Source organism: Virgibacillus sp. FSP13 (assembly GCF_054048505.1).
On the sequence record NZ_JBSVKG010000001.1, the window covers coordinates 37,649 to 63,165 of the forward strand.

Annotated in this window: 32 protein-coding genes; 31 read left to right on the forward strand and 1 reads right to left on the reverse strand. The window is 36.8% G+C overall.

From position 1 onward, the window contains the following. Position 1 precedes the first annotated feature (1 nt). The 28 genes from ACW2QC_RS00135 to ACW2QC_RS00270 all read left to right on the forward strand — a co-directional run bounded on the left by ACW2QC_RS00135 (position 2) and on the right by ACW2QC_RS00270 (position 22,038). Positions 2 to 421 (forward strand): YwqH-like family protein, encoded by a 420-nt coding sequence (locus ACW2QC_RS00135; RefSeq protein ID WP_457541950.1) that lies wholly within the window; start codon positions 2 to 4, stop codon positions 419 to 421. A 6-nt stretch (positions 422 to 427) separates the two neighbouring features. Next, entirely contained in the window at positions 428 to 739 is a 312-nt protein-coding gene (locus tag ACW2QC_RS00140; protein WP_457541951.1) for a TIGR04197 family type VII secretion effector, read from the forward strand. A 16-nt stretch (positions 740 to 755) separates the two neighbouring features. Further along, entirely contained in the window at positions 756 to 2,270 is a 1,515-nt protein-coding gene (locus ACW2QC_RS00145) for a T7SS effector LXG polymorphic toxin (RefSeq protein WP_457541952.1), read from the forward strand. A gap of 607 nt (positions 2,271 to 2,877) precedes the next feature. After that, the gene (locus ACW2QC_RS00150; RefSeq protein ID WP_457541953.1) at positions 2,878 to 3,261 is read left to right on the forward strand and encodes a hypothetical protein; all 384 of its coding nucleotides are present in this window, start codon (positions 2,878 to 2,880) and stop codon (positions 3,259 to 3,261) included. Between the two features lie 420 nt (positions 3,262 to 3,681). After that, complete coding sequence (locus tag ACW2QC_RS00155; protein ID WP_457541954.1) at positions 3,682 to 5,211, forward strand: T7SS effector LXG polymorphic toxin; 1,530 nt, start codon at positions 3,682 to 3,684, stop codon at positions 5,209 to 5,211. Between the two features lie 82 nt (positions 5,212 to 5,293). Next, a complete protein-coding gene (locus tag ACW2QC_RS00160) occupies positions 5,294 to 5,953 on the forward strand; it encodes a DUF443 family protein (protein WP_457541955.1) in 660 nt (219 codons plus the stop codon). A gap of 64 nt (positions 5,954 to 6,017) precedes the next feature. Next, positions 6,018 to 6,329, forward strand: a complete 312-nt coding sequence (locus ACW2QC_RS00165) for a DUF4176 domain-containing protein (RefSeq protein ID WP_457541956.1) — start codon at positions 6,018 to 6,020, stop codon at positions 6,327 to 6,329. A gap of 120 nt (positions 6,330 to 6,449) precedes the next feature. Continuing rightward, on the forward strand, positions 6,450 to 7,094 hold the full coding sequence (locus ACW2QC_RS00170; protein ID WP_457541957.1) for a DUF443 family protein: 645 nt from the start codon (positions 6,450 to 6,452) through the stop codon (positions 7,092 to 7,094). A gap of 245 nt (positions 7,095 to 7,339) precedes the next feature. Further along, a complete protein-coding gene (locus ACW2QC_RS00175) occupies positions 7,340 to 7,651 on the forward strand; it encodes a DUF4176 domain-containing protein (RefSeq protein ID WP_457541958.1) in 312 nt (103 codons plus the stop codon). Positions 7,652 to 7,814: 163 nt separating this feature from the next. After that, positions 7,815 to 8,474: a DUF443 family protein gene (locus tag ACW2QC_RS00180; RefSeq protein ID WP_457541959.1), complete on the forward strand. Its 660-nt coding sequence runs from the start codon at positions 7,815 to 7,817 to the stop codon at positions 8,472 to 8,474. A 102-nt stretch (positions 8,475 to 8,576) separates the two neighbouring features. Further along, a complete protein-coding gene (locus ACW2QC_RS00185) occupies positions 8,577 to 8,756 on the forward strand; it encodes a hypothetical protein (protein ID WP_457541960.1) in 180 nt (59 codons plus the stop codon). Between the two features lie 168 nt (positions 8,757 to 8,924). Further along, complete coding sequence (locus ACW2QC_RS00190; RefSeq protein ID WP_457541961.1) at positions 8,925 to 9,134, forward strand: hypothetical protein; 210 nt, start codon at positions 8,925 to 8,927, stop codon at positions 9,132 to 9,134. Continuing rightward, positions 9,106 to 9,792 carry a DUF443 family protein gene (locus ACW2QC_RS00195; protein ID WP_457541962.1) on the forward strand — a complete coding sequence of 229 codons (687 nt, stop codon included), beginning with the start codon at positions 9,106 to 9,108 and terminating at the stop codon, positions 9,790 to 9,792. Before ACW2QC_RS00190 ends, ACW2QC_RS00195 begins: the two co-directional genes overlap by 29 nt. An 812-nt stretch (positions 9,793 to 10,604) precedes the next feature. Beyond that, the gene (locus tag ACW2QC_RS00200; protein ID WP_457541963.1) at positions 10,605 to 11,381 is read left to right on the forward strand and encodes a hypothetical protein; all 777 of its coding nucleotides are present in this window, start codon (positions 10,605 to 10,607) and stop codon (positions 11,379 to 11,381) included. Positions 11,382 to 11,452: 71 nt separating this feature from the next. Next, entirely contained in the window at positions 11,453 to 12,112 is a 660-nt protein-coding gene (locus tag ACW2QC_RS00205) for a DUF443 family protein (protein ID WP_457541964.1), read from the forward strand. A 7-nt stretch (positions 12,113 to 12,119) separates the two neighbouring features. Continuing rightward, positions 12,120 to 12,908, forward strand: coding sequence for a DUF443 family protein (locus ACW2QC_RS00210; protein WP_457541965.1), 789 nt, complete (start codon positions 12,120 to 12,122; stop codon positions 12,906 to 12,908). A 168-nt stretch (positions 12,909 to 13,076) separates the two neighbouring features. Beyond that, positions 13,077 to 13,487 carry a DUF443 family protein gene (locus ACW2QC_RS00215; protein WP_457541966.1) on the forward strand — a complete coding sequence of 137 codons (411 nt, stop codon included), beginning with the start codon at positions 13,077 to 13,079 and terminating at the stop codon, positions 13,485 to 13,487. Then, positions 13,439 to 13,729, forward strand: coding sequence for a DUF443 family protein (locus tag ACW2QC_RS00220; protein WP_457542264.1), 291 nt, complete (start codon positions 13,439 to 13,441; stop codon positions 13,727 to 13,729). The genes ACW2QC_RS00215 and ACW2QC_RS00220 overlap by 49 nt, the downstream gene beginning before the upstream one ends. A 45-nt stretch (positions 13,730 to 13,774) precedes the next feature. After that, positions 13,775 to 14,434: a DUF443 family protein gene (locus ACW2QC_RS00225; protein ID WP_457541967.1), complete on the forward strand. Its 660-nt coding sequence runs from the start codon at positions 13,775 to 13,777 to the stop codon at positions 14,432 to 14,434. Between the two features lie 56 nt (positions 14,435 to 14,490). Further along, the gene (locus ACW2QC_RS00230; protein WP_457541968.1) at positions 14,491 to 14,766 is read left to right on the forward strand and encodes a DUF443 family protein; all 276 of its coding nucleotides are present in this window, start codon (positions 14,491 to 14,493) and stop codon (positions 14,764 to 14,766) included. Further along, positions 14,759 to 15,145, forward strand: a complete 387-nt coding sequence (locus ACW2QC_RS00235) for a DUF443 family protein (protein WP_457542265.1) — start codon at positions 14,759 to 14,761, stop codon at positions 15,143 to 15,145. Before ACW2QC_RS00230 ends, ACW2QC_RS00235 begins: the two co-directional genes overlap by 8 nt. A 487-nt stretch (positions 15,146 to 15,632) precedes the next feature. After that, the gene (locus ACW2QC_RS00240) at positions 15,633 to 15,869 is read left to right on the forward strand and encodes a hypothetical protein (protein ID WP_457541969.1); all 237 of its coding nucleotides are present in this window, start codon (positions 15,633 to 15,635) and stop codon (positions 15,867 to 15,869) included. Positions 15,870 to 16,013: 144 nt separating this feature from the next. Next, positions 16,014 to 16,538: a hypothetical protein gene (locus ACW2QC_RS00245; RefSeq protein WP_457541970.1), complete on the forward strand. Its 525-nt coding sequence runs from the start codon at positions 16,014 to 16,016 to the stop codon at positions 16,536 to 16,538. Between the two features lie 1,142 nt (positions 16,539 to 17,680). Then, complete coding sequence (locus ACW2QC_RS00250; RefSeq protein WP_457541971.1) at positions 17,681 to 18,223, forward strand: hypothetical protein; 543 nt, start codon at positions 17,681 to 17,683, stop codon at positions 18,221 to 18,223. A gap of 239 nt (positions 18,224 to 18,462) precedes the next feature. Beyond that, positions 18,463 to 18,846, forward strand: a complete 384-nt coding sequence (locus ACW2QC_RS00255) for a hypothetical protein (RefSeq protein WP_457541972.1) — start codon at positions 18,463 to 18,465, stop codon at positions 18,844 to 18,846. A gap of 509 nt (positions 18,847 to 19,355) precedes the next feature. After that, on the forward strand, positions 19,356 to 19,748 hold the full coding sequence (locus ACW2QC_RS00260; RefSeq protein WP_457541973.1) for a hypothetical protein: 393 nt from the start codon (positions 19,356 to 19,358) through the stop codon (positions 19,746 to 19,748). Between the two features lie 292 nt (positions 19,749 to 20,040). Then, a complete protein-coding gene (locus ACW2QC_RS00265; RefSeq protein WP_457541974.1) occupies positions 20,041 to 20,934 on the forward strand; it encodes a DUF6612 family protein in 894 nt (297 codons plus the stop codon). A gap of 150 nt (positions 20,935 to 21,084) precedes the next feature. Next, a complete protein-coding gene (locus ACW2QC_RS00270; RefSeq protein WP_457541975.1) occupies positions 21,085 to 22,038 on the forward strand; it encodes a nuclease-related domain-containing protein in 954 nt (317 codons plus the stop codon). Here the strand turns inward: ACW2QC_RS00270 and ACW2QC_RS00275 are convergent. Next, complete coding sequence (locus ACW2QC_RS00275; protein ID WP_457541976.1) at positions 22,023 to 22,715, reverse strand: hypothetical protein; 693 nt, start codon at positions 22,713 to 22,715, stop codon at positions 22,023 to 22,025. The two genes, ACW2QC_RS00270 and ACW2QC_RS00275, sit on opposite strands and share 16 nt — an antisense overlap. Positions 22,716 to 22,824: 109 nt before the next feature. Here ACW2QC_RS00275 and prfA point away from each other — a divergent pair, with 109 nt between their 5' ends. From prfA to spoIIR, 3 genes are all read left to right on the forward strand, one after another. After that, positions 22,825 to 23,895 (forward strand): peptide chain release factor 1, encoded by a 1,071-nt coding sequence (gene prfA / locus ACW2QC_RS00280; protein ID WP_457541977.1) that lies wholly within the window; start codon positions 22,825 to 22,827, stop codon positions 23,893 to 23,895. Position 23,896: 1 nt separating this feature from the next. After that, positions 23,897 to 24,766, forward strand: a complete 870-nt coding sequence (prmC, locus tag ACW2QC_RS00285) for a peptide chain release factor N(5)-glutamine methyltransferase (protein ID WP_457541978.1) — start codon at positions 23,897 to 23,899, stop codon at positions 24,764 to 24,766. Between the two features lie 123 nt (positions 24,767 to 24,889). Next, entirely contained in the window at positions 24,890 to 25,495 is a 606-nt protein-coding gene (spoIIR, locus tag ACW2QC_RS00290; protein WP_457541979.1) for a stage II sporulation protein R, read from the forward strand. The last annotated feature ends 22 nt before the right edge of the window (positions 25,496 to 25,517 follow it).

The window sequence follows — 25,517 nt, forward strand, 5'->3', positions numbered from 1 at the left end:
GATGGGCAGTTCGGCACTAAGTAGTTTATATGCGCAACGATCGACTGTTTTGGCAGGGATTGCTAATTCAAGGAATCAAATTGCTATTCTAGAGGAGAAAATCAGGCGATTACAGGAAGCATCAGGTAAACTATCCACAAGTATTTCAGAACTGGAGACAACCAAAAGCTCCATCGATGGTTTAACGATTGATGAAAGCAGATGGAAAGGGGAAAAGGAAGATAAGTTCGAGGATTATTACGACGCGTACAAAAGCAGTGTAAAAAGTTTTATTTCCAAGACAGAAGATGCGAAGCAAACAATGGAAGAGGATATTGCCAGATATGAAAGCAAAAAAGCTGCTTACGAAACAGGACTGGCAAATCTGCAAAATACACTTGCATCTATTGATAGTCAAATAAGTGCTGCGCAAAAGGAGTGAATGTAAATGGGAGAAGAAGTAGGTATTAATATAGGGGTTTTTCGTTCGAATGTTAAAAATCTAAGGTCGTCACTTTCAGATTTAGAAAGTGGCATTAAAACAAGCCGAACGTTTGATAAGACAAATATTACACCATTTATGGACGACTTGGAAAATACGATTAAAGCAATTGAGCTACTAAAAAAGTATAAGACGCTGCTGGATACGGATATCACGACGTTGGGAGAAGTGGGAGAGAGGATGCGGGAGAATGATGAAAGACTAGCCAGTTATGCAAGTAATAACATTCCTGTATCTGGGCCACAGCCAATACGTTAATTAAAGGAGGGATAAGATGGGAAATAAAGTGGATATATCTGAGGTTAATGAACTGTCGGATGACCTAAAGTCGACTTCTGAAAAAATTAAATCGGACTTAGATCATATTAAAGCAGATATTGATCAAATTATTGCAATGGAGACATTTTCAGGAAAAACAGCAAAACAGGCAAAAGGTTATTTTGGCGATCTGCATAAGACAATTCTTGACGCTTTTAATGGGTTGTTTACAGACCTGAATGATAATTTGAAACAACACTTGGATTTGTTTGAGTCTGATGTAGATTCAAGTAAAACAGCGATTATAGAGAGTGACTATTTGACTGATACTGAAATGGATGTAGATGAGGATTACGAGCAATTAGATAGTGAACACCAATCAGTGAACGAAACCATTAATAGTGTTGCGGATATTAGTAGTGCAACTGCACCGTCTTTTTCGACCGTAACTAGTGACGAAAATGAAGTAATTGAAACTATAACAGATTTAAATGAGAAGTTATCCTTATTTACTAGTGAAGGTAAGCAACATGATTCCCAAATAAAAAGTTTATTACAACAAATTGAAGTTGCTATGGAAGGAGCAGTAACGAAGAGGGGCGAGGCAAGATTTACCGATTATAAGGGAGGAATGATACTCGGTGGATTACCAGCTTTAAAAGGTTATGTTCAAACATATCGTCGCAAAGAAGCCTTTGCCGAACTAGGATTACCTTATATGAATAATGTGATTAGTCCATCGGGAGCGGCAGGTAGTGGATTGAATTTTTATGGTAACTATTTTGATACCCAAATGAATGGATTACAGCCAATGAATAATATAGAAGGCAACAAAGATGAAGCCATAAGCATTCAGACAATTCTTCACGAGCAGAAAAGTATTGAATGGAATGGTGAAAAGGGAGGATACGAAACACAGGAAATTTGGAAGATAAACTCGGAAATTAACGAGTATAAAAGTATTCAAAAATTTGCTGATAGCAGAGGGGATATAGAAGCCAAAGAAGAAGCCGAGCAGCAAGAAAATAGATTAAGGGAAGAGTACGCAGATTTGTCTGAATACTTAATTGGTAAAGATGCACCTCCACATGATGTACCAAATGAGCCATTAAAGTTGAAAAATGGTGAAACTTTTAATTATAGGGTAGATAGTGAAGGTTATTTACATTATGAAGTGGAGTCAGGATACGAATATTATGAAGAGACCCATAAGCAAACAACCGGTGAAAAAGTTCAAGGGGTGATAGCTAAAACTGCCTTTACAACATTAGTAGGATGGGGCACTACAAGTCTGACCGCCAGCGCATCAATAAGAGCGCAGCTCACTTTGTCCGGGGCTGGCGCGGCTGGCGGCGCTAGTTCAGAACTTTTAGGTGCATCTAAATATAATGTTTTGTATGTTCCCAGTACAGATGAAGTAAAAACTATGATTTATAGAACAAACAAAGATACTGGTAAAACGGATCATTTTGTAATTGATTCGAAAGGACAAAAAATATTGAAAAACACCGGTTGGAAAGAGTACAAATAACTTCTTAATTCTACCTTCTTGTGTGTCAGTTATTTCACTAATTAATAAATGGTTAAAGCCCAAGTTATATAACTTTAGAAAGTTCTACTTCTATAGCGGTTTTGCTAAATGTAACAAATAAATTTTTTGTAATGTTAAAGGAAACCTTTCCAAAAGCAAACAAAATATCTTTAGTCTATAGAAGGGACATTGCAAATTGCTAAGAAATCGAATATTCCGTGTCTCTGAATTCATGATGAATTACAAGGGTTTGTCTCTTAATTCGTGAACATACACCTTTTAAAAGGATTGGTATTAATCCTACAGCTTTCAAATATGTGCAAATACAACGAACTTGGTTAGACTTGAACTGCTGTATATATAACCTTAACTACGAATGGTATGGGGAGGACGGAGGCGCGATTATATTTTAATTGTTAGAATGGTTTGCTACTCATTAAAACTTTTCATGAAAAGTTTTAATGAGTACATTATTCAAGAAGACAGGAGAACATTCCGTTCACAACTATTCAAAGGTCGGATTAGTTTCAGTAAAGCTGTTATATCGAGTCACATGTATGTTATCAGAATAAAATGTTAAATCTTTAGATAAAAAGGATGATTTTCAGTGAAAGAAAAAATACCGTTGGTTGGGACAATAATAGGTTTGATTGTTTTTATATTAGTTATGATTGGAATTAATAGCGGAGTCACTATACTTTTTTATGTTGTCTTGGTACCTGCTGTTTTTATACTTATCATCCGCCTCTCTTCTAAATTTTTGCCGGATTTATGGGCTTCTATTGTATTGGTAGGTTTGACTGTAATTTGTATTCATTATTTTTTTCGATTATGGAGTGTCACCATTATACTGTTGTGTTACTCGGGGTTTTTAATTTTCGCAGAGAATATGATCAAAAACAAAAAGTGGTCGAAAGTAGCAATGATTGTTGCAACAATAGTATTTTTCGCGATCTTATTTTTTCTAGTGATAAAGAAAAATATTTCATAGTGTTAGAATTGAAATAAGTGATACATCGGCAAAATTCAGTAAAGCTAATTGCAGAGACAGTTACATAATTTTATAAGCCCTTTTGAGGGGATAGATAAATATTAAAGATATAAAAAGCTAGTGTTACGGTTGAAAACAACGAAATCTGTAAAAGGTATCCTGAACTCAGTTTCAAAAGAGGTAACGGACGGAGTTGCCTCAGCTTTGGTTGATTGGGCGCACAAAAACATAGGTCAATTTTATATAGACCCCGGATCCCGGTCAACACTGGTAAGTGGGGGAAATATGACTATTCCTGCTGATGCAGATGCGTGGAATAAAATAATATGAACGGGTGCAAGAAATAGTGTGCCAAAGATGTTGGAAAATGAGAGTCACTATCTGGGCCACAGCCAATACGTTAATTAAAGGAGGGATAAGATGGGAAATAAAGTGGATATATCTGAGGTTAATGAACTGTCGGATGACCTAAAGACGACTTCTGAAAAAATTAAATTGGACTTGGATCATATTAAAGCAGATATTGATCAAATTATTGCAATGGAGACTTTCTCAGGTAAAACGGCAAAACAGGCAAAAGGTTATTTTGGCGATCTGCATAAGACAATTCTTGACGCTTTTAATGGGTTGTTCACAGACCTGAATGATAATTTGAAACAACACTTGGATTTGTTTGAATCTGATGTAGATTCAAGTAAAACAGCGATTATAGAAAGTGACTACTTGACTGATACTGAAATGGATGTAGATGAGAAGTATGAGGAGTTAAACTTTGAACATCAGGTTATAAACAGAACAATTAGTAGTGTAGCAGATATTACTAGTGCGACTACACCCAATTTCTCCCCGGTAACGAACGATGAAAATGAAGTGATTGAAGAGATAACAGATTTGGAAGATAAGTTTACTTCGTTTACTAATGAAGGGAAAGAGCATGATTCTGAGACAAAGGAATTGTTGCATCATATTGAGGTTGCGATGAATCGAGCAGGTAGGAGCATGGGTGAGGCTCGGTTTGCTGATTATAAAAGCAAATCTACGGAAGTCGGTTTAGGTGCGTTAAAGGATTATAATGAAGGGAAACGGAAAGAGGAGATCCAAAAGGCCCGGAAAGCTAAGAATGATGTGATAAAAGATCTTAATGAACCTTCGCAGGCAATATTAAATAATGCCTACACAGATTTGAAGAACGGTGAAATCGATAGTGATAGGTACTACCAGATTATATCTGTTCTTAATAAAACAAAAGGAGATCTAAGTGAAGAAGAACTAAACGAGGAAGTACCCGAGGGTTTTGTTGAATATCTGAATGAGAATCGTGCGCAGATTGCTCGGGATTTAAGTGTTCCAATTGGTGCCAGTATACTGGAATACAAAGGGACAGTAAAATTAGGTGCTTTGATTCAAAGGTTTAAAGCAATACCAGGACCGGCTGGACCTAATTCCTTTAGTATAGTTAATGCAAAATCAGCTAGTGCAGCCAGACCCTTTTTTAAAGCCGATAGTTATGTCCGTACAGCGGGAAGGGCGATAGGCAAAGGGTTTATAGGATTAGGTTTTGGTGTTGGAATGTATAATGATATAGCAAATAATGATAAGACATGGGGAGAAGCTACCACACATAATGTGGTCGCCACGGGAATAGGTATCGGAGCTACCGTGGTGGCAAAGGGTATCATAACCGCGGGGGCAGTCGCGCTTGGTGCTACTCCTGTAGGATGGGCAGCGGTAGGTATTGCTGCAGGTGCCACAGCTGTAGGTGTTGTTGCGACTTCAGTTTTCAATTTTGCTTATGAGCATAACTTTTTAGGACTCCAAGACGGATTAGATTGGGCCGGCCAACAAATAGAGGATGGCTGGAACACTGTTACAGAAACCGCAACAAATTTAGTGGAAGACGCTGGTGAAGCAATTCAAAGCGGACTTGATGCCATTAATCCATTCAGCTAATGGATTATGGTGTTAAAGCGCATAAAAAACCATAAAGAACCTTCGATGCAGGCAATTAAACAAGAGAAAAGGGTGAAAGTTAATGAACTGTAAGGTGCATGGCGTATATAAAAATCTAAGATATCGAATATTGGTTATCGAAGGTCAAACCTATATCTTGGACTTAGGGAAATCCATTTGGAAAGTTCTCTTTCCATTTTTGTTTTGGATGTCTCCTAACACTGTTTTTAAGGTGGAAAATAACGAAGTCGTGGAAAAATTAAAGGCACCGAGAGTGAAACAAGTGAATACAGGAGGACATGGGTGGATTGGTGGTGGTATTGCCGTATTGATAGCGAATCTTTTAAGCCCATTGATGGATTACTTTGATATTCAAAGTTCCCCATCCGTTAATTCAATTATTGTTATGATCACAGTCATACTCTTAGTATCCCTGCGTCTGTATATTAGATATATAAATAAAAGGAATCTCTATCAAGTTGTCAATCTTGGACAGCTATCGACAGAGCGATTATGGATCAGGCCAAAACCAATCAAACACTTTTCCCTAGTCTTGGGTACGTACTTATTTTTTCTGGCACTTGCTGTGTTAGGTTTTGGCACATTTATTAATTTCCCGAATGTGATGATATTATTCTTTACAATGATATTGATGCTCTTTGTATTGTTTGCCAGCTGTATTACGGTAGTAGTAGGAAGTACTACAGTGAAATTTAAAGATGACAAGGAAACAGCAGTCTAACAGTTATAACGTTTTAATAGTGAATTCAGATAAAGTGTTAGAAAATTAGGAGGAGAGAATCATTTTGTTACCCATTGGATCAATTGTGTATTTAAAAGAAGGAACTAGTAAGCTTATGATTTTGAACAGAGGACCAATTCTGCCGTCAGAGGAAGGAGAGGAAAGAAGCATATGGTATGATTATTCAGGATGTTTTTACCCGCAAGGATTGGATCCCAATAATGTTTTCTATTTTAATGAAGAAAATATAGATGAAGTGGTATTTGAGGGTTTTAAGGATTCCGATGAAGAACGTTTTCAGAAGATCTTTTATGACTGGAAGGAAGAGAATAAGGCGGATGTAAAAAAGGGAACTGTTACTGGGCCGTTAAAATAAAATTGGATTGAAGCATATGTAATATATGCTTCTTTTGTTCGTGGACGGAAGTATCATTATTAAAAGAGAACAAGTAAACATGAATAGAATTTTACATCTGCAAACAGATGGGGAGATCTAATGAATTGTGTTATACAACGTGTGGTAAGAAATTCAAGATATAGAATCCTGACAATCAACGGAGAAAAATTCATCCTTGATATTTGGGGATCCTTTTGGAAAATTGTATTTCCTTTTTTCTTCTGGATGCTGCCAAATTCCGTTTATAAAGTTGATGATCCGGATTTAGTTGAAAAATTAACCACATTGGAAGTGAAACAGAATAAGATAGGGATGGCGCTTGCGGTGTTAGTTGGAGGTGTTTCTGTTTTTTTGGGGAACCTTTTAACACCTTTAATGGATTACTTTAATTTTCAAAGTACGAAATTGGTCAGACTAATGATTATAACAATTACTATCATTATTGTCTTGTCACTATTTTTTTATATGGCTAAGAGATGTAAAATACGCCTATATAGTATGGTTAATCTTGATCGGCTGCCAACGGAACGATTATGGATTAGGCCAATGTCCTTCAAGCATTTTTTTCAAGTTTTATTTAGTTATGTCATTTTTCTCTTATTCGCTCTATTTGCATTTGTGGCATTCCTTAATATGCCAAATGTAATAGCATTACTTGTTGCGGTGGCCTTCTCATTTCTTTTATTGATTGTCAACGCTATGACTGTAATGGGAGAAAGTATAACAGTGAAATTTAGGGAATAAAGACATGGCAGCTTAGATGTCCATCGGAGTGAAACATAAAATCAAGGAATTGCGACACGTTAGGTGCGGGTAATGAGGACATTATAATAATGTTTTTAAAAGCCTCTAGTTTTTGTATTGTTTACCATTGTCTTAGTGATAATAGTAGGCCACATTTGTCAATTTTTAGGTGTAGAAAAAACAGCGGTCTTCACTGAATACAATAAACTGAAAAAGCATCAAAAAACCGAGAGAGGAGAATTTACATGTTACCAATTGGATCGATTGTATATCTGAAAGAGGGCACAAGTAAACTAATGATCTTGAACAGAGGACCGCTTCTTCAGGCAGGTGAAAATGAAGGTGAAAGAGTAATGTATGATTATTCCGGCTGTTTTTACCCACAGGGACTAGATCCCAATAACGTCTTCTATTTTAATGAAGAAAATATAGATGAAGTGGTATTTGAAGGATTTAAAGATTCCGAAGAAGAACGTTTTCAGAAGATTTACTATGACTGGAAGGAAGAAAATAAAGAAAGTGTTAAAAAGGGAGCTGTTACCGGGCCATTAGAATAAAATTGGATTGAAGCATATGTAATATATGTTTCTTTTTGTGCGTGATCAGAAATAACAACTCGGAACAATTAAACAAATGAACTAGAATAGAAGAATATATTTTTTACTCTATTACTAATGATGGGAGTGCAGTATTGGAACAAGAGAAAGAGGTGAAAATTCAATGAACTGCAAGGTGCATGGTGTATATAAAAATCTAAGATATCGAATATTGGTTATCGAAGGTCAAACCTATATCTTGGACTTAGGGAAATCCATTTGGAAAGTTCTCTTTCCATTTTTGTTTTGGATGTCTCCTAACACTGTTTTTAGAGTGGAAAATAACGAGATCGTGGAAAAGTTAAAGGTGCCGAGTGTGAAACAAGTAAATACAGGAGGACATGGGTGGATTGGTGGTGGTATTGCCGTATTGATAGCGAATCTTTTAAGCCCATTGATGGATTACTTTGATATTCAAAGTTCCCCATCCGTTAATTCGATTATTGTTATGATCACAGTCATACTCTTAATATCCCTGCGTTTGTATATTAGACATATAAATAAAAGGAATCTCTTTCAAGTTGTCAATCTTGAAAAACTATCGACAGAGCGATTGTGGATCAGGCCAAAGCCAGTCAAACATTTTTCCCTGGTCTTGGGTATGTACTTATTTTTTTTGGCATTTGTTGTATTGCTTTTTGTAGCTTTTATTGAATACCCAAATGTCCTAATATTACTCATTACGATGATGTTATTGCTATTTGTATTGTTTGCCAGCTGTATTACGGTAGCAGTAGGAAGTACTACAGTAAAATTTAGGGATGATAAGAGGAGAGCAATCTAACGTTAAGATGATGTAAACCTGACTGATAAAGGAGGGATAGAAATCGCCTAAACGATCCGGATAAAGAGATTGCGATGAATAGGGCATGCAGGGTCAGCTGATTTGGATTGGGTTTATCAAAATGGCGGAGAAGTAATTGAAGGATTGCAACATATTGGAGAAAACGCAGTCGAAACTGTAAAAGGATTAGGTCCCATATTGGTTTGGAGGACAAATGTGAGCAAAACAATAGTTCCAATTTTAATAAAGATAAAGGTAGACCTGGATATACCATATTACTAGATATACAAATAAGAAGGGCATATAAAGCCTATTATAAGGAAATAAGCCAAACAGTGTATTGGATCGGTTTTATAGCCGCCTTAATTTTAATGAGAAGTCTAACGGGTGTCACCATAGATAGCCCTTTTTATATGATAATATTTATTTTAGATGGAGTAACCTTAATGTATGGTATTGGTCTTTTTGATGTTTGTTATCCTTTTTATGTTAATCCCTTTATATGATATGACGGATTTAGAAGAAGATACTACTGTGAAGTTTAAAGGTGATGATGCAACGGTTAACACTGGCGGGAGAGAAGGTTCAGTGTACGGTACCGTCAATTTAATGAAGTGGGGAATTGTCAAAAATGAACTGCAAAGTACAAGGTGTGTTTAAAAACCTTAGATATAGAATTCTGACCATTGATGGGGAACAGTATATTATGGATATGGGAAGCTCTATATGGAAAATTATATTCCCGTTTTTCTTCTGGATGCTCCCGAATCGCGTTTACAGAGTGGATGATCCGAATATCGTGATAGGATTGAAATCACCGGAAGTAAACCAAATAAAAACAGGGCATTCCAGTGTACTAGGAGCAGGTATAGGCCTTATTTTGACTACCCTTTTAGAGCCTTTGTCGGAGTACCTTGCTATCCCAGGCACCCGATTAATCAATTCTATAATACTACTGATTATTGTGGTATTCGTGTTTGCGCTGTGTGTATCTGTAAACAATAAGCTTAAAAAGAAACTGTGTAATGTTGTCAACCTTGAGGAGTTATCTATGGATAAATTATGGATCAGACCCAGGTCTATTAAACATTTTTCCCAAGCTTTAGTTACCTATCTTTTTTTTCTGGCACTTACCCTAGTATTTTTTTGGTTTGCTATTACCGATCCGGATGTCATAACGCTAATCTCCACAGCGGTTGGTTTGCTTTTTGTATTGTTTACCCATGTTTTGATGGCAACAGCTGGTTATACTACCGTGAAATTTAAATGTAGAAAAAAACAGCGGTTTAACGACGAATACGATAGAAACGAGTCATGAATTGCAAAGAGGAAAATTTCCAAAGGTGAGGGTAGAGAATATTTTTGCTGCAAATGGGGTCGATGGTATATCTATTTTTTATTTTTAGCCAATTTGAACTTCTGGTTATCGGTTGTTTAGGCAGCGTAGCTATATTTGTCTTTCTTTTAATGAAGCCATACACATGAATTAAAATATTGCGCAGGTTTCAAAAAAGAGAAATAAAGCTATAAATAATGACGGAAGACCTGTTTTTTTAATGGGGTCAATTCGTAAGTTGGGAAGGAAGATTATTTCATGAATTGCGAGGTACAACATTTAGCCAAAAACATACTGATTATTGACGCTGAACATACATCCTAGATATGGTGCGCTGCTAGTCATTTTATCGAGTTTATTGTTTGTTTTTTGTTAACCAGTCGTATTGCGGTAGAAGAAGGACGTACTACCGTGAGATTTAGAGGTTATAAAAAGGCAGTTTAACTCCGTGTATGTAAGTAGCGAAATTGGAATTGGAATGGATGAGGCGAATTATTACCTTACGTTTGACCAAACCTACTTTCCAATTTTCATATCGTGTAAACTTAAAGGCGCAGTTTGCATTGCCCCAATTAACACTTTGTTTTAAATGCATTTCTGACGTGAGCATCTGATTTATTCCGTAAAGCAACGGCAAATGATAAAAGGCCAGCTGTTGGAGTAGTCGCTAGAATTGGAGGAAATTCACTATTAAATTTAAAGCTTGGTAAAAGTAGAAAATCAGTAATGGATCGAGCAAAAGTCGCGTTTCACAAATTGACGGCTTGGTTTAGTTAGTCAAGGGGGCTAAAGTAATGCAAAGTAAATTACCCGAAGAAAAGTTTTCTGCTTTAAGAGGACCATTTGAATCAGGAAGACAGAAGCCAAGATCTTTAGCAATTACGTTAATTTTATTCGTTTTTATCCAACTTTTAATGTTTTTTTTGACATATGTTGTAGCCGCCGATGGAACCGTTTATCCCAACAAAGATATGATTATGAATGTTCATCTATGGATTACTATAGTACTGATATTGTTTTCTATAACTTTTTCGATCCCAATCATGTACAAGAAAGATCAAAAAATCCAGTATCTATTAATCATCTTGACATCGCAAAATACAGGAGCCACTTTCCTATTTATAAGTTCATTATTTATGCTGGGTTCAAATCGTCTTGGAATAGATGCTACGAAAGGTTCTCTTTTGAACTTTACGTACGTAACATTATTTATTGGACTGTTAGTTTTTGTTATCACATGGGTTCGGTTTTATTTATTATTACAAAGAGGGCATTACAGGGAAGGCTCCCAAAAGGATAAACTTAGGAAAAAATTCGAAGCAAAATCATATTTGCCAATGGCGATTATTATTGGTACCGGATTGGTTTATGTTATCCAATATATAGCAAGGAATAGTTATGTGCTTGATATTAACGTTGTGATCGTGGTTATAATAGGGCCTTCACTCTTTTTTGCTATGTTATTTGTCCTACCCGAACAACTAGTGATCCTCTATTGTAAATATCGATTTGAAAGCTTTAATTTTAATAAAGATGGTAACTTAAAACCAATGGATAGAAACGATACTTAGATCGATAGGAGAAAAGAATTAGCGAGGGTCCGGCGCAGTCAATTTAATGAAATGGAAATGGGGATTATCCAATGAGGTGCATGGTATATGGTGTATTTAAAAATCTAAGGTATCGAATCCTAATCATCGATGAAAGGCAATATATCATTGATATGGGACGATCCTTCTGGAAATTTTTATTCCCTTTTGTATTCTGGATGTTTCCAAATCCTGTTTATAGAGTAGACGATCCGAATATCGTGGAGAAATTGAAGTCACCGGAAGTGAACCAAACAGAAACAGGAAGATTCAGTGGATTGGGAGCGGGTATTGGCATTTTTATAACGACGCTTTTAAAGCCTGTTGCAGATTATTTTGCGCTCCCAGACAATCCGTTAATCAATGCTGTGATACTTAGTGTTCTCGTAATATTTGTCATAGTAATGGTCGCATCTATAAATAATAAGTTTAAAAAGAGACTACAAAATGCTGTGAATCTTGAGGAGTTATCGACGGACAAGTTATGGATAAGGCCAAGGTCTGTCAAACACTTTGTACAAGGTGTATTTACTTATCTTTTTATTCTAGTATTAACCCTGGTGTTCTTCTATTTATCTATTGTAGAGTCAGATGTTATAACGCTAATTTTCACGGTAGGTGTTTTGCTATTTTATGTGTTTACCAATGTGTTGTGGGTAACGGTGGGTACTACTACCGTGAAATTCAAAGGTGGTAAAAAAATAGCAGAATAACGTCGAAATGAAAATAACGAGTCCCGCAAACATTACGTGGTTAAAGGAAAACAAGAATGGGCCAAAAGCGGAAATATATAAAGTAACCGATTTTTTTGATGACTTGAAAGGTACTGCTAAAGTGGGGAAATGTCAAATGAATTGTAAAGTACAAGGTGCGTCTAAAAACCTCAGATATAGAGTTCTAACTATTAATGAAGAAACGTATATCCTGGATTTGTGGGGGTCTTTTTGGAAAATTATATTCCCATTTTTCTTTTGGATGCTCCCGAATCGTGTTTATAGAGTGGACGATCCGAATATTGTGGAGAAATTGCAAACTTCGGAAGTGAATCAAACAGCAACAGGACATAACAGTATATTAGGGGCAGGCATTGGACTTTCCTTGACTACTCTTTTAAAGCCTTTGTCGGATTATCTAGCTATTTCCGGTAATCCATTTGTTAACACCGTAATTCTACTTATCATTGTGATATTCGTGTTTGCCTTAGGCATGTCTATAAACAATAGGTTTAAAAAGAAACTGCATAATATTGTGAGTCTTGAGGAGTTATCGACGAAAAAATTATGGATCAGGCCTAAGTCCATCAAGCATTTTTTTAAAGTTGTAGTTATTTATCTTTTCTTTCTGGTATTAACCCTAGTCTTTTTCTATTTATCTATTGCAGATCCAGATATCATAACACTAATTTTTACAATGATTGCATTGATTTTTTTATTAATTACCAGTGCTGGTCCTGTAACAATGGGTACTACTACCGTGAAATTCAGGGGTAGTAAAAAAGCAGCAATCTAAATTCGAATATCGTGTCATGAATTTCAAAGAGGAAAATTAAGAAATCAGGAGAAGCGATATTCATGTTGTTACCAATTTGAGCGATTGTGTACCTGAAGGAAGGTCTTGACGCGATCACCCGTTTTCCTGTTGGGATTAATTCGGTAAGTTGGGAAGGAAGATTATTTCATGAATTGCGAGGTACAACATTTAGCCAAAAACATACGATATCGAATTCTGATTATCAACGGTGAACCATACATCCTGGATATGGAGAGATCCTTTTGGAAAATTGTATTTCCGTTTTTCTTTTGGATGTTTCCAAGTCCCGTATTCAAAACTGAGGATAAAGCTATTGTGGAACAGTTGAAGGTGCCAGAAGTAGAAAAGATGGGGAGTTCATTTCTGACGTTTTTAGCGGGGTTTGCTTATCTGATTGGTATTCTTTTAGTGCCCTTAATGGATTATTTTGAAATTCCGACCTCTCTGCTAGTCAATATTATATTGCTTTTTCTCGCCTTAATACTCGTGGCTCTGCTGTATTTTTCATTATCCATAGGCGCAAAAAGAAATTGTATGATGTTGTTAAACTTGAGATAGTACCAAAGAATGTAATATGGATTCGGCCAAGGTCAATCAAGCATTTTCTCAAGGTGTCAGTAGCCTATATATGGCTTTTTGGATTTAATATATGTGTTTTTTTATTATACGTTCAGACGAGGAATTTCATGGTGTTGATCATTACATCGGGTTTATTGTTCCTTTTTTTGTTAACCAGTCGTATTGCGGTAGAAGAAGGTCAAACTACCGTGAGATTTAAAGGTTATAGAAAAGCGGTTTAACCTGTTTAACCTCGAATAAGGTAATAGAATAGATGGGGCGATCAAATGAATTGTAAAGTACAAGGTGCGTTTAAAAATCTTAGATATAGAATTCTGACCATTGACGGAGAGCAATATATCATGGATATGGGACATTCTTTTTGGAAAATTATATTCCCGTTTTTCTTCTGGATGTTCCCAAATCGTGTTTATAGAGTGGACGATCCGAATATCGTAGAAAAATTGAAGTCACCGGAAGTAAACCATACGGAAAAAGGAGGATTCGGTGGATTGGAAGCAGGTATTGGTGTTCTTTTAGCGACACTTTTAAAACCTTTGGCAGATTACTTTGCGCTCCCAGACGCTCCGTTAATTAATGCTGTCATTCTTGGTTTTCTTGTAATATTCGCGTTAGTAATGGTCGCATCTATAAACAATAGGTTGAAAAAGAAACTGTACAGTGTTGTGAATCTTAAGGAGCTATCTACAAATAAATTATGGATCAGACCACAGTCCATCAAACACTTTTTACAAGTTGTAGTTACTTATCTCTTTTCTTTGACATTGACCTTAGTACTTTTTTACTTTTCTATTGTAGATTCGGATATCATAACACTATTATTTGCAGTGGGTTCTCTGGTTTTTTTATTAATTACGCATGCCTTGACGGAAACAGTGGGTCATACCACTGTGAAATTTAGGGGTGGTAAAAAAGAAGCTGTCTAACATCGAATACGATAGAAAGATGAAGGTAAGTACTGCATGGGAGGGGGGGTAATCCAATGAAATGTAACATCCAACGCGTTGCAAAAAACCCAAGATATAGAATCCTAATCATTGATGGAGAACAATTTATCTTGGATATATGGGGATCCTTTTGGAAGATCGTATTTCCTTTTTTCTTCTGGATGCTGCCGAATTCCGTTTTTAAAATTGATGATCCGGATATCGCAGAAAAGTTAACGAAATCAGAGGTAAAGCAATCAAATATAGGGATGGGCGTTGCATTGTTTGTCGGGGGTATTTGGGGGAAATCTTTTAACACCCTATATGGATAACTTTAACTTCCAAGGCACAAAGCTAGTTAGGCTTATACTTATAGCGATTGCGATTATTATTGAGTTTTCTCTGCTTTTTTATATAACCCAAAGGTGTAAACAGCGATTATACAGAATAATTAACCTGGAACAATTGCCAATAAAACGAATATGGATTAGGCCAAGATCCTCCAAACATTTTTTTCAGGTTTTATTTTTCTACCTTTTCTTTCTTTCATTAACCCTGTTGTTTTTTGCGGGTTTTTATGAATTGCCAAATGTAATTGGATTGCTCGTGGCAGCGTCTTGTTTTTTTATCTTATTGCTTACAATTGTTGTAGTGATAAAAGGAGACAGAACTACAGTGGAGTTTAAGAGTGATAAAGATACAGCGATTTAACCCTTATATAACGATAATAAAGAAAAGATCACGCAAACTTTTCAAAATGTAAGTGATAGTGTGGTAGATACAGTTGCAGATACTACTGAAAAAATAGGAGATGCTGTTTCAGTTTCTTTGGTGGTTTAGGGTCTATATTTGACTAAGCAAATGTAATTAAAAAGTTAGGAGTGGAATGGTGAGGAACAAATTAATACCACTTTATAGAGAAAAGGAAATATATACATTATTTTATGATGAAGAACATAATAAGCTCTATAAGTTTCCCCATAGGAAAAAATCATCAACAGTTTATGTTTTTCTTTTCATTTTAGTTCTTTATGGCTCAAGATTTGCTAATGGAATCTATCAATCTTATAAAGGGACTTTACTCAATATTATTTTATTTCTTGTACTAAACGTAATTTGTTATGTTATAGCAAAATACTTTTATAACAGATATTACATTGAAGAAACAAATAGATCGATTTTTTTGGATGAGGAAAGTATGGAAAATTATGCCATTAAGGGAATGGAACAACTTCGTATTGAGTTATCCGTTGGCGGTGGATTAAGTATTCTGTTAGCTCTATTGGGTTTTGTTTTATTTTTCATGTTTAGCCAATTTGAACTCTTAATCATTGGTTGTTTAGGTAGCGCACCCATATTTGTCTTTCTTTTAATGAAGCCGTACACTCGAATTAAAATACTACGAATGTTTCAAAACAAGGAAATAAAGCTATAAAAAACTATAGAGATTTTAACATAAAATACTCACACAATTTAAGGCGAATATTTTAATGTAATTTTTTTATAAACAAGAGGTGGCAGAAAAAATGAGGATTTGACCAATAAAAAGGAAAATATCCACTAATTTAGGAGGACAAATGTGAGCAAAACAAGAATTCCGATTTATGCGAATAAGGATAAAGGCAGGTTAGGATATACGGTATTTCTTGATATACAAACAATGAAGGTATATAAAGCCTATCATAAGGAAATAAGCCAATCGGTATATTGGATCGGTTTTATAGCCGCCTTAATTTTAATGAGAAGTCTTACTGGCGTCACCATAGATAGCCCTTTTTATATGATAATATTAATTTTAGGTGGAGTAACCTTGAGTGTCCTTATGGGTATATATATTCATAAAAATTCAGCTGGTAGTTTGAAAGAAATATATCTATCAAATGAGATGATAAACGATTACTTAGATGAGGGTAAAAAAAGATTTAAGGTTGAGTTAATATTTACACTTATTGTTTTGTTAAGTTCTATTGTATGTATCATCTTATTTTTGTTGTATCATCTGTTAATTTGGTTGCTGGTTTCTTTTATATTATTTTTGCTGATTGGTGCTTTAGTATGCAACTTTTCAAAAGCACGATTTCAAATATATAAAAATGGTATTTAATCTTAGTATGGTTGAAGATGATTGTTTATAAAGTAAATGGGGAGCACTTTTAAAGCAAGCGGGGAGGTGAGGCTATAATGTTACAAAAATTATCAGAAGAGGATTTTGTTGCTCTAAGAGGCCCATTTGAATCAGGAAGGCAAAGCCCGAATTCTTTAAGCCTTACATTAATATTATTTATTTTTTTTCAACCCTTAATGTTTTTTTGACCTATGTTGTTGCTGGAGATAGCACCATTTTTCCATATAAAGATGAATTGTTCCACATCCATTTCGTTATAACAAGTGTCTTCGTTATATTTTCCATTATTTATGCCATTCCAGCTATATACTGGAAGAGTCAAAAAGTGCAATACTTGTTAGTAATCTTGGCGACTCAAAACGCAGGAGGTTTATATTTTTATATTAGTGCACTATTCTTAATTGGAGAAGATGGGAGAGTTTCAGCTAATTCTCTTTTAACGTTTACCTATGTAACATTATTATTTGGACTATTAATCTTTATAGTAACGTGTATTAGATTTTATTATCTCTTACATAAGGGACAATATCGAAGGGGATCCAAAAAGGACAAATTAAGATCAATAGCTGAAAGTAATATAAAGTCTTATTTACCTATAATTACTACCGGAAGTATTGGATTGCTTTTTACTTTACAGTTTTTAGTAAAAGCGTTAGGTAATTTCGAAATAGAAACTATAGGTATGATAACATTATTCGTCCTATTATTTTTTGTTATGTTATTCGTTCTCCCGGAGCAACTTGTTATACTTTATTGCAAATGTAGATTTGCCAGTTTTAATTTTAGTAAGAACGGTAACCTAAAACCAATGGATCGAAAGGATGCTTAATTGGGACTTAATCACTTGTTTTTAATAATCCTTTAAGCTATGAAACAAGGCAATTAAGGATGGATTGGCAAGAGGGCTTTTTTTGATATAAAAGGATAATTTCAATTCAATGAAGGAAAAAATACCGTTGTTTGGGACAATAGTATAGGTTTTATTGTTTTTGTGTTAGTCATGATTGGAATTAGTTGATACAGTTCAAGATGTTACCAATGATGTTGGCGATGCCGTCTTAGGATTCTTTGGAGATTTAGGCTCTGTTTTCGGATAGAATGTTAAAGATAGGGGTGGAAGAGTGCAAAACAAATTACTACCAATATATAGGGAAAAGGAACTTTATACCCTATTTTACGATCAAGAAAATAATCACCTATATAAAATTCAGCATCGAAAAAAATCATTTGGTGTGTTTTTTATTCTTATGTTAGCAGTATTTTATGGATCAAAGATTATTGATGGAATCTACCAGGAGTATCAAGACCCTCTATTAAACACAATATTATTTTTTGCTGCACTGGCATTGGGCTATTTTGTTGCCCAATCAATATATGGGAACTATTATATCGAGGAAACGAAGCGTGAGATTTTTTTAGATTCAAGCGCTATGGAACAAAACGCAATTGCAGGAATGAAGCAACTGCGTATTGAGATATATGCAAGCATAGTAGCTCTCATATTAGCGCTTTTAGCTTTTGTTCTCTTTTTTATTTATAGTGAAATTTTGCTTTTAGTTATTGGTACATTTGGAGTAGCAACTATCATGATTCTTCTTTTCATGAAACCGTTTGCTCGTATTAAAGTATTGAAAAAGTTCAAACGAAGAGAAATAGAGTTATAAAATAAGGTACATATTTAGGTGAAATTTAACAGCTTAATGACAAGAGGGTTAGGTGCAATGGGGATTTTGCCGATAGGAAGTGTTGTTCGTCTGAAAAATGGGGTGTAACACTAATGGTCTTAAATAAGGGCCTCTATATACAAAAGGGGGTAATTTTTCATTTTGATTTGCTAGATTGGTAAATTGGTCAGACGACTGGACTTTGCATTTGCCTTTGAGTAAAAAAAGGTGGTGAACAGATGAAATTTACACCAATAATCTTTTATCTCACAGTCGGGGGGCTAATTGTCTTTGTTCTAATCATGTTTATCATCGGTGCAGGAATAAAAATGTTTCTATACATTGTTTTAGGGTTTGTTGCTATTGTGGCCATTCTTGGTACGATTACTAGTTTTTTAGAAAAAATATTATCCCCTGTATGGCTTGGTGTTCTGGGATCAGGAGCTGCTGTTGTCGTTGTACAATTATTTATCCAGTCTTGGCTTTGTACCTTATTAATGGCCTGTTTATTTGGGGTTCTTATCTTTGCCCATTTTGGGATTACAAATAAAAAGTGGTCAAATGTGGTGTCGTTTCTGGTGTATGGAGCGATGATTATAGTTGTTCTATATTTCGGTGTGTAACGGAGGCTCATGATAGGTTTCTAAATCAAATTGAATGATGGTTAATGGGGAAACCATTTGTTTTTGATAATCTAATAACTATAAAAAATTCAACATCGAAGGGATCATTTATTTTGGGATTATTTTAAAATTGATGAGGTGAAGGGGATTGAAGTTTTATTCTAACCGGATGGGGCTATTCCATTTATGTTGGATTTGTCGGATAAACAAGCCGAGTTGTTAAAAAGTATGAATACAGAAGAGATGGTTTTAGAAATTAATGATTTTGAATATGAAAAGGCGGAATAAAACGATTGTTTAGAATGGGAAAGATAACTCCTAATTATTTACGTGATTCAGTAATTATTAATAACAAGGTTTTAATTTGCATAAGAATGATTTTGATTGGGTTGAATCGCGATATGTGTTACAGAAGTCTGAAGATAAGCCTATGAAACTGTGAATATATTTTAAAAGTTAGCCCAGGGCGTGTGTGACTTTAGCCATGGGTATTCAGAAGGAGCGAGAAAATGGGTAACAAAAATGCGAGGACGGCAAAGCTTTTAGCCAAAATTGGCGGCTTTATTTGTATGGGTGCGTCCGGATTCTTTTTGGTATTAAGCATGTTTACCCCAGTGGAAATCACCATTAATGATTCCTATACAAGCGGTACATTGTGGGAGCTTACCACCTATCCTGGTCCCTTAATGTTATGGTTGGGCTTGCTTGTTGGGCTCTTCGTATTGGGAATGATCGGTTTGATGATTAGTAAAAAAGTACAGACAAAGGCAACCACGGCGCGAGGATTCATTCTTATTATTATCGGGTTTCCGACTTTAGTCGTTGTAGGTGCTGGGATCCTTTTCATTATTGCCGGCGTTCAAACTTTTTTGGCGAAGAAAGTGCAGGAATTGGCTGCTTGATAATTGGACTGTTACTATTATTTCATAAATACAAAGGGTTCCTCATGCAGTACAGAATTATTCGTATATTTAGTCATAAGGTCTCATTTCCAATATTTATGAGATACATTTCATCCTTTTATGTTAATATAAGTACTTGGGAAGATTGTGTGAAAACTGCGAAAAAATGAATGATACATTAATGTAGGATGATGCAACGGGGATATCTATTCTATTAAAAAGAAAGGGAACCTCTTTCTTGCGTTATCCGTATACATATATGTAAAACAAATTTAAGGAAGGTGGATACAACTTGAAAAAGTGGATGTTGCTAATCGTGGCTGGGTTGATGGCGCTTGTTCTTGCTGCATGTAATGAGACTGCTGAGCCAGCGGAGGGCACGAGTGAGGAAAATGAAAGTGAACTGACGGCGAAGGAAGTATATACGAAGGCATTGGAAGCATCGGAGGAAATGGAAAGTGCGGAAGTTTCCATGAATATGAACCAACAGATTAAGTCTGAGGCAGATTCAATTTCAATGAATAACGAAAGTAAGTTTGACACGAAAATGACGATGGACCCAATGGCAATGTATCTTAATGGGACTACCAAAATGACAATGGATGGTTCAGAAGAGCAAATTCCAGAAATGGGTATGGAAATATATATGGTTGACGACGGAATGTATATGACCAGTGATCAATTTAATGGCGAGTGGCTAAAGATGGAAGGCACATCAATGGACGCTTTACAGGAAATGGCAGGTCAGCAACCAGATCCATCCGAGCAATTAAAAATGCTACAGGATTATGCAGATGAACTTTCTTTTGAACAGACGGATAATGAGTTTACTTTAAAATTATCTGCGGATGGCGAGAAATTCAATGATTTGATGCAAAAAATGATGAAGGACTCCATGCCACCAGAATTGATGCAGCAAATGGGCGAAGAGGGTCAGCAAGCTCTAGAGAATACAAAGATTAATAGCTTGGCATATGAACTTACAATTGATAAAGAAACATATGATATGAAAGCTCTTAATATGGATATGGATATAACAATGAAGCAAGATGGATCCGAACTAAATATTGTTCAAAATGTTGAGTCCGAGTATTCGAATATCAATAAGGTCGATGCAATTGAAGTTCCAGCTGATGTGAAAGAAAATGCAATAGATGCAGCTGATGTAGGAAATCAACTACAATAAGGATTTGCTTTGAAAATGCGCCGCTTGATAGGCGCATTTTTTTATTGGCAGACAGGGCTGTTGGTAAAAGTATTTTAAAAATATCCTCCAATGACAACGTTTTTGTAGTATGATAAGAGGTATAATTTAAGAAAGGATGTGGCTAAGTAAGTGATTATCCCTCTAGATGAATCTGATTACATTCCCCAACTAAAAGCCTTGGATATAAGGACTGCAACACACCACCCCGAAAAGCAGGTAATACAAAATCATGTAAAAAAGGAACTGGCTGGCGCTAAAGGTCAATCCGCCTTAACCTTTCCTTTGAGATTCTTACATGATGAAGATTATTATATTTTGCGCAACCCCCGGATTGATGATGACAATGAACATTTTGAAATTGACAATCTTATTTTATCTCGCAACTACATTCTCCTGATGGAAGTGAAAAACTGGTATGGCACGCTATATTTTGACGGCGAAAAGCAAGTCGTCCGCATTGGCGATGATGGTAAGGAGGAGGGACTCCCAAATCCAATTCCCCAGGTAAAACTACAACGGCACCGGCTACAAAAATGGTTACGCCAATTCGACCTCCCGCAAATTCCATTTCTCTATTTCGTTGTTATCAGTTTCCCCAGTACAATTATCAAACCAATGTATACCGACCAATCCGTTCCAGATGAAGTATTCCACAGCAATTTACTACCATTAAAAATAGAAAAATTAAATCAACAGTACAGTAAAAAGGTCATGTCTGGGAATATGCTGAAATCGGTCGCGACTCACCTTTGCAACGCGCATAAGGTGAAAAAAGTTCATGTTTTGGATAAATTTCATGTTTCTGAAAATGAAATTATTAAAGGAGTGGTTTGTCAAAAGTGTTTTGCAAATCCGATGAATTGGATATATGGCAGTTGGCATTGTCCGGCCTGCAATCATACATCAAAAACCGCACACATACCAGCACTTAATGATTATGCTCTTCTCATTAATAATGAGATTACAAATCGTGAAGCAAGAGCTTTTTTACGTATTGACTCACCGGACGTTACGAAAAGATTATTATCACGTAACTATCTGCCAATTGGAAAAACCAGTTACCGACGTTATAAATTGAGATAAAAAATAGGAAGTCGCCGGACAAACGGGTAAAGTCGCCGGACAAACGCGGGAAGTCGCCGGACAAACGCGAAAAGTCGCCGGACAAAGCGGGAAGTCGCCGGACGAAGCGGAAAAGTCGCCGGACGAAAGCGAGAAGTCGCCGGACGAAGCGGAAAAGTCGCCGGACGAAAGCGAGAAGTCGCCGGACGAAGCGGAAAAGTCGCCGGACAAAAGCGAGAAGTCGCCGGACAAAGCGGGAAGTCGCCGGACAAAGCGGGAAGTCGCCGAACAAAGCGAGAAAGTCGCCGGACAAAGCGAAAAGTCGCCGGACAAACGCGGAAAGTCGCCGGACAAAGCGAGAAAGTCGCCGGACAAACGCGGAAAGTCGCCGGAATAAAGCGGAAAAGTCGCCGGAAAGAAGCGAAAAGTCGCCGGACAAACGCGAGAAAGTCGCCGGATAAGAGCGAGAAGTCGCCGGAAAAAGGGGGGAATTCGCCGGACAAACGCGGAAAGTCGCCGGACGAAAGCGAAAAGTCGCCGGACAAAGCGAGAAAGTCGCCGGACAAACGCGGAAAGTCGCCGGACAAAGCGAGAAAGTCGCCGGACAAACCGGGAAGTCGCCGAACAAAAAGCGGGAAGTCGCCGGACAAAGTGAGAAAGTCGCCGGACAAGCCACAGCCGTTCATCCAGTGAACCATACATGGCGGCCCACCCCTAACATGCACCAACCACCACGCCAAAAAGAATTTTGACCTCTTCCAGCGAGTATACTATAATTAGACTGTTAATTAGAAAGAGGTGGCCGTGATGTTAGATCGTTTACAATCATTGGAAGACCGTTATAACAAATTGAATGAATTACTTAGCGACCCTGAGGTTATTAGTGATACGAAGAAACTACGTGAATATTCGAAGGAACAATCGGACTTGGAGGATGTTGTTCAAGCATACCGTGAATATACCGATGTAACAACACAATTAAAAGATGCAAAGGCAATGCTGGAAGATGACTTGGATGCTGAAATGGCAGAAATGGCTAAGGCAGAAATTACGGAGCTTACAGAGTCCAAGGAAGAGCTTGAGGAACGCATGAAAATACTTCTATTGCCTAAAGACCCGAATGATGATAAGAATGTTATTATGGAAATTCGCGGTGCTGCTGGTGGTGACGAGGCTGCGTTGTTTGCGGGTGATTTGTACCGGATGTATTCTCGCTATGCTGAGGGGCAGGGATGGAAAATTGACGTGATGGAAACCCACACAACTGGTGTTGGTGGCTACAAGGAAATCATTTTTATGATCAATGGAACTGGAGCATATTCCAAGCTAAAATATGAAAATGGTGCACATCGGGTTCAACGCGTACCGGAGACCGAATCTGGTGGGAGAATCCATACATCAACAGCAACAGTCGCCGTTTTACCGGAAACAGAGGATGTTGAAGTTGATGTTCATGAAAAGGATATTCGTGTTGATACGTTTGCTTCGAGCGGTCCGGGGGGGCAAAGTGTTAATACAACAATGTCTGCTGTTCGATTAACACATGAACCAACGGGAATTGTTGTTTCGATCCAGGATGAAAAGTCGCAAATTAAAAATAAGGAAAAGGCGATGAAGGTTTTGCGTGCTCGGATTTATGATAAATTCCAACAAGAGGCACAAGCGGAATATGATGAATCAAGAAAATCAGCGGTTGGTACTGGTGACCGGTCGGAGCGGATCCGTACGTATAATTTCCCACAAAATCGGGTGACAGACCATCGGATTAACTTAACGATTCAGAAACTTGATCAAATCCTAACTGGTAAATTAGACGAATTTATCGATGCATTGCTTATCGAAGAACAAACAGAAAAATTGGAACAGATTGGTGAATAACATGAATGAGCCGATGAAACAGTATGAAGTCCTCCAGCGGGCTTCTCTTTTTTTAGAACAGCATAATCGGGAAACGAATATAGCGGCGTTACTTTTACAGTATTATTTACAAGTATCAAGGTCAGCGTTTTTCATGAAAATGCGTGATCCGGTCCCTGATGCGGTAGTACAGCAATTCCAAAACGCTGTCAAAGCTCATGCGGAAACGGGAGTGCCGATACAGCACCTGATAGGACATGAAGTTTTTTATGGACGTACATTCCATGTAAATGAACATGTTTTAATTCCCAGACCGGAGACAGAGGAGCTTGTCCATCATGTTATGAAACGGATCAAGCATGATGATCAGCCGCTAACCATTGCGGATATTGGAACTGGTAGCGGGATCATTGCTTGCACACTCGCACTTGAACTGAAAAATTGTACGGTATATGCAACGGATATCTCAGAAAAGGCGTTAACAGTTGCCGAAAACAATGCAAATCAGCTCGGTGCAAATGTGACGTTTTTACAAGGGGATTTTCTACAGCCACTTATCGACAAGCAAATAAAGGCAGACATTATCATTTCCAATCCACCATATATTGCACGTTCAGATGAAAGCTCGTTGTCTGATACGGTGAAGTTATATGATCCGGAGCTGGCCCTTTTTGCCGAAGAAAATGGTTTAGCCGCGTACAGGGAGATTATTACCAAACTTCCTCACGTTATCTCTGATCATGCATATGTAGCATTTGAAATAGGATACCAGCAAGGCGCATCAGTTACGGCATTTTTAGAAAATCAATTCCCGGAAAGCACTGTAAACGTTATTCAGGATATCAATGGAAAAGACCGCATTGTTGCAGCAGAGATAGCTTACAATAGCTAGCGTTGTTGCCTAGGTCTCAACAGTAAGTTAAATAGATTCCAAAAAAATACTAGAATACTAGTTTAAAAAAATCGTAACCAGCCCATACTGTTTGTAAATTAAAGAAGAGAGGGTTCTGAGACGATGAAGAAACTAGTATTTTTTGTTTTTATCCTTATTATTATTTTTATCGTGGCACCAAATAAAGGCATGTTTCAGCAAGCTAGTTCAGAGCAAGGATACCAAGTTATTCCGGATGAGGCAATTCGGTTACGGATTTTAGCTAATAGTGATAGCGATGAAGATCAGCGCGTGAAACGGTTGGTTCGTGATGAAGTCAATCAATCGATCGCAAAATGGGTGGAAGACATTGCAGATATTAATGAAGCGCGCAGAGTAATTAAAGGAAAAATACCAGAGATTGAAAAAATCGTTGCAGGTGTATTGGAAGAAGAAAAAGGTTCACAAGCGTTTAAAGTTGAGTACGGGGAAAATGTAACATTTCCTACTAAATTGTACGGTGACTTTTTGTATCCGGCAGGGGAGTATGAAGCAGTACTAATTACACTAGGTGAAGGAGAAGGTGCGAATTGGTGGTGTGTATTGTTCCCACCGCTATGCTTTCTAGATTTTGCTAATGGAACAACGGTCGCCGAGGCTGCTAGTGCTGATGAAGAGACTGAGATCGTGGAAGAGGAAGATGAAGTGGAAGTAAAGTTTTTTCTGTTTGAGTGGCTTGGTTGGTCATAGATAAAGTTATCACCGCATAAAA